The organism is Hydrogenophaga palleronii NBRC 102513, assembly GCF_001571225.1.
Lineage (GTDB): Bacteria > Pseudomonadota > Gammaproteobacteria > Burkholderiales > Burkholderiaceae_C > Hydrogenophaga > Hydrogenophaga palleronii.
Genome location: NZ_BCTJ01000080.1, coordinates 1 through 4,730, shown reverse-complemented (window position 1 = coordinate 4,730; position 4,730 = coordinate 1). Strand labels below are relative to the sequence as shown.

Annotated in this window: 5 protein-coding genes; 4 read left to right on the top strand and 1 reads right to left on the bottom strand. The window is 65.1% G+C overall.

Annotation, left to right across the window (positions count from 1 at the left end; all coding sequences use genetic code 11):
* The first annotated feature begins 265 nt into the window (after window positions 1-265).
* Together hemN and HPA01S_RS22215 are read left to right on the top strand one after the other, a co-directional pair.
* A complete protein-coding gene (gene hemN, locus HPA01S_RS22220; protein WP_066273650.1) occupies window positions 266-1,645 on the top strand; it encodes an oxygen-independent coproporphyrinogen III oxidase in 1,380 nt (459 codons plus the stop codon).
* Between the two features lie 19 nt (window positions 1,646-1,664).
* Window positions 1,665-2,336 (top strand): sulfite exporter TauE/SafE family protein, encoded by a 672-nt coding sequence (locus HPA01S_RS22215; protein ID WP_066273648.1) that lies wholly within the window; start codon window positions 1,665-1,667, stop codon window positions 2,334-2,336.
* Window positions 2,337-2,342: 6 nt separating this feature from the next.
* Here the strand turns inward: HPA01S_RS22215 and HPA01S_RS22210 are convergent, their stop codons facing one another.
* Window positions 2,343-3,233, bottom strand: a complete 891-nt coding sequence (locus tag HPA01S_RS22210) for a DMT family transporter (RefSeq protein ID WP_245638729.1) — start codon at window positions 3,231-3,233, stop codon at window positions 2,343-2,345.
* A 241-nt stretch (window positions 3,234-3,474) separates the two neighbouring features.
* Between HPA01S_RS22210 and HPA01S_RS23895 the strand changes: the two genes are divergently transcribed.
* Together HPA01S_RS23895 and aceA are read left to right on the top strand one after the other, a co-directional pair.
* Window positions 3,475-3,621, top strand: a complete 147-nt coding sequence (locus HPA01S_RS23895; protein ID WP_157085150.1) for a hypothetical protein — start codon at window positions 3,475-3,477, stop codon at window positions 3,619-3,621.
* On the top strand, window positions 3,594-4,730 hold a 1,137-nt coding region (gene aceA / locus HPA01S_RS22205), incomplete at its 3' end, for an isocitrate lyase (protein ID WP_066273651.1). The genes HPA01S_RS23895 and aceA, both read left to right, overlap by 28 nt.

Sequence of the window (4,730 nt, the reverse complement as noted above, 5' to 3'; positions counted from 1 at the left end):
ACCGCGCTTGACGCGGCGGCGCTTGGAGATGACCTGGTCGAGCTTGTCCATTTCCTCGGGGTTCAACCCCATGGGCAGGCACAGCTCGCGCAGGTTGCAACTCGAGCAGGCGACTTTGATGCTTTGGGCGTCCATGGCCGCAAGCATACCCCGGCGGGTGTCAGGGGTGTCCAGCCGGTGTTGGCGATCCGGAACATGTTTGATCCAGGTCAAGTGCCCTGTGGCGTGCCTGTCGCACAGTGGGAGCCCTGATGGAGATTCGATTTTGAGCCACGCCATACCCGAGGAACTGCTGCGCCGGTTCGACGTTCCGGGCCCCCGCTACACCTCTTACCCCACCGCCGACCGCTTCGTGGAGGCCTTCACCGAGAGCGACTACGTGCAGGCGCTGGCGCAGCGGCGCGCCGGCTCCCTGGCGCTGCCGCTCTCGCTGTACGTGCACATTCCCTTCTGCGAGTCGGTTTGCTACTACTGCGCCTGCAACAAGGTCATCACCAAGCACCATTCGCGCGCGGCCGAGTACCTGCGTTACCTCACGCGTGAGGTGGAGCTGCAGGTGGCGCACCTGGGCCAGGGGCACAACGTGTCGCAACTGCACCTGGGCGGCGGCACGCCCACCTTCCTGTCCGACAGCGAGCTGGAAGCGCTCATGACCATGCTGCGGCAGCACTTCACGCTGGTGCCCGGTGGCGAGTACTCGGTGGAGGTTGATCCGCGCACAGTGACCGAAGAGCGGCTGAAGACCCTGGCGCGCCTGGGCTTCAACCGCCTGAGCTTCGGCGTGCAGGACTTCGACCCGGCAGTGCAGAAGGCGGTGCACCGCGTGCAGCCCGCCGAACAGGTGTTCGAGCTGGTGGCCGCGGCCCGCCGCATCGGCTTCGAGTCGGTCAACGTGGACCTGATCTACGGCCTGCCGCTGCAGACGCCGCAGTCGTTCGCCCGCACCCTGGCGCAGGTGAACGAGCTGCGCCCCGATCGCATCGCCCTGTATGCCTACGCGCACCTGCCGTCGCGCTTCAAGCCGCAGCGGCGCATCGCGGCGGCCGACCTGCCCGGCGCAGGCGACAAGCTGAGCATGTTGTCCCTCTCGCTGGACGCGCTGATCGACGCCGGCTACGTCTACGTCGGCATGGACCACTTCGCGCTGCCCAACGACGCGCTGGCCGTGGCCAAGCGCCAGGGCCGCCTGCACCGCAACTTCCAGGGTTACAGCACCCAACCCGATTGCGATCTGATCGCGCTCGGTGTGTCCGCCATCGGCCGCATCGGCGCCACCTACAGCCAGAACGCCAAGACGCTCGACGAATACCGCGACCTGCTCGACCAGGGCCGCCTGCCCATCGTGCGCGGCCTCGCACTCACGCGCGACGACCTGCTGCGCCGCGCCGTGATCATGGCGCTGATGTGCCAGGGCGAGGTGCTGTTCGAGTCGATCGAACTCGGGCACCTGATCGATTTCAAGAGCCACTTTGCACGCGAACTCGAAACCCTCGAAGGCCTCGCGGCCGCGGGCCTGGTGCGCCTGAGTCCGAGCGGCATCCAGGTCACGGAGACCGGCTGGTTCCTGGTGCGCGCCATCGCCATGGTGTTCGACAAGAACCTGCAGGTCGACCTGGACCGGGCGCGTTTCTCCCGCATCATCTGAGGCCAGCCCGGGCGCGCCCATGCAGACCTCGATGGCGATCACGGCGCTCTTCATGGGCCTGGTGGGCGGTCCCCATTGCGTGGCCATGTGCGGCGCGGCCTGCGCCGGCATCGCACGCGCCGCCGGCCCGCGGAGCACGCAGGCGCTGGTCGGCTTCCAGTTCAGCCGCATGCTGGGCTATGCGCTGTTCGGTGCGTTTGCTGCGGGCTCGGTGCAGGGCCTGGCCTGGTTGGGCACGAACACGGCGGTGCTCCGGCCGGTCTGGACCATGTTCCATGTGGCTGCATTGCTGCTGGGCGGCGTGCTGCTCTGGCGGGCAAGGCAACCCGCCTGGATCGAAAACCTGGGGCAGAACGTCTGGCGCCGTGCGCGCCCGGCGCTGGCGTCCCTTGGCCCGCGCGCACCGGTGGTGCTGGGCATGGCGTGGGCGCTCATGCCTTGCGGGCTTCTCTATTCCGCGCTGCTGGTGGCGTCGCTCTCGGCCAATGCGCTGGAGGGGGCGGCCATCATGGCCTTGTTCTCGATCGGCACCTCGGTGTCGCTGACCGCCGGCCCCTGGCTGTTGCTGCGCCTGCGCGGTGCACGTTCGGGCAGTTGGGGCATTCGCCTCGCCGGCCTCGCGCTTGCGGCCACGTCGGGCTGGGCGCTGTGGATGGGCATCACACAGCCAACCGGGCTGTGGTGCGCCTGAACCGGCTCAGCGGGCAGGCGCCTGCGGGCGGCCGGGCAGGGTGGCCAGCACCAGGCCAAACAAGGCGATACCGGAGGCCACGGCCTGCAGCGCGCTGAGCCGCTCGCCCATGAACAGCACGCCAATGGCGGCCGCGCTGATCGGCAACATGACGGTGAACACGCCCGCCTGCGAGGCCGGCACCGACTTCAGGCCGGTCATCCACAGCCACACGGTCCAGACGCTCGCGGCCAGCGCGTAGAACACCAGCAGGCCCCAGACGGGCAGGGCGACGGTTGAAAAATCGAAGGTCCACGCGGCCCACAGGCCGAAGGGTGTGACCAGCGCGAAGCCCCAGAGGTTGATGATGGCCGAGATGCGCTTGGGCCCCAGGCCTTCGGTGAGCAGCTTGCCGATCACCACATAAGAGGCCTCACACACCACGGCCGCAAACACCAGCAGGTTGCCCAGCAGCGCCTTGCTGATGCCGAAGGGCCCGCTGGTATCGGCCACCACAGCACTCACGGCATCGCCTTTCTGCAGGGAGAAGAGGCCGATGCCGATGGCCGCGCAGGTGATGCCGGCCGCACCGCGCCAGCCGATGCGCTCGCGAAGGAAGAACCAGCTCAGCACCGCCACCACCGCGGGAATGGAAGACATCACCAGACCCGCGGCCACGGCCGTGGTCATGCTCACGCCGAACAGCATGAAGATGGAAAACAGGAAGTTGCCGAGAAAGGATTCGAGGAACAGCAGGCCGCGCGTGCGGCGCGATAGGGCGGGCTCGTCCACCGGCTTGCGCAGCCAGTTCCACATCGCCAAACCACCGATGCCAAACCGCAGCCAGGCCAGCAGAAACACCGGAAACACTAGCACCAGCGGCTTGGACAAGGCCACGTAGCTGCCCACCAGAGACATGCTCAGGGCCAGGCTCAGATATGCCCACAAACGGTTTGGAGAAGTCACGGTTGTCACGGAAGTGCACTGGGTTGGGTCGCATCATGCCTGATGCGGTGCGGGCATTTCGGTATGAGAGATATTTGTTCCTCATTGTGAAATCATCGAATGCTGCACTGCAGAAAATTTTCTCAATGCAAGAAAAGTGATTCTGCATAGAGAAATTAGGTCATTAGATTGTTGAAAAACAAGGAGAAATTTTTTGTCTTATATAAGACATAAGAGCTTGTGCAACTCTTCTATAAGACTTAAAGTCTTCTCAACGGCACCGCATTTGCATGTGCACCGCCGGCAGCTTCCTTCAACCTCATGGAGTTTCAAATGCCCCAATCCCTCACCGAGCAACTGAGCCGCGCACAGCAAATCGAAGCCCTGGAAAAAGACTGGGCCACCAACCCCCGCTGGAAGGGTGTCAAGCGTGGCTACACCGCCGCCGACGTCGTGCGCCTGCGCGGCAGCATGCAGATCGAACACACGCTGGCCAAGCGTGGTGCCGAGAAGCTGTGGGACAAGGTCAACGGCGGCGCCAAGAAGGGCTACGTCAACGCCTTCGGCGCCATCTCCGCCGGCCAGGCCATGCAGCAGGCCAAGGCCGGTCTGGAAGCCGTGTACCTGTCGGGCTGGCAGGTTGCCGCCGACGGTAACACCTCTGAAACCATGTACCCCGACCAGTCGCTCTACGCCTACGACTCGGTGCCCACCATGGTTCGCCGCATCAACAACACCTTCAAGCGCGCCGACGAAATCCAGTGGGGCCGTGGCATCGAGCCGGGCAGCAAGGAGTTCATCGACTACTTCCTGCCCATCGTGGCTGATGCTGAAGCCGGCTTCGGCGGCGTGCTGAACGCCTTCGAGCTGATGAAGAACATGATTGCCGCGGGCGCTGCCGGCGTGCACTTCGAAGACCAGCTGGCTGCCGTGAAGAAGTGCGGCCACATGGGCGGCAAGGTGCTGGTGCCCACGCAGGAAGCGTGTGAAAAACTGATCGCCGCGCGTTTCGCCGCCGACGTCATGGGCGTCTCCACCATCGTGCTGGCCCGCACCGACGCCGAAGCCGCCAACCTGATCACCAGCGACCACGACGCCAACGACAAGCCTTTCCTGACCGGCGAGCGCACGCAAGAAGGTTTCTACCGCGTGAAGAACGGCCTGGAGCAGGCCATCAGCCGCGGTGTGGCTTACGCCCCGTACGCCGACCTGGTGTGGTGCGAAACCGGCGTGCCCGACATCGGCTTCGCCCGTGAATTCGCCCAGGCCGTGCATGCCGCATGCCCAGGCAAGCTGCTGTCGTACAACTGCTCGCCTTCCTTCAACTGGAAGAAGAACCTCGACGACAAGCAGATCGCCTCGTTCCAGGAAGACCTGGCCGCGCTGGGCTACAAGTACCAGTTCATCACGCTGGCCGGCATCCACATCAACTGGTTCAACACCTTCCAGTTCGCCCACGCCTATGCCCGA

Coding starts and splice junctions, on each gene's coding strand:
- HPA01S_RS22210 (WP_245638729.1), bottom strand. CDS start 3,233: ATGTCTCTGGTGGGCAGCTACGTGGCCTTGTCCAAGCCGCTGGTGCTA.
- HPA01S_RS22215 (WP_066273648.1), top strand. CDS start 1,665: ATGCAGACCTCGATGGCGATCACGGCGCTCTTCATGGGCCTGGTGGGC.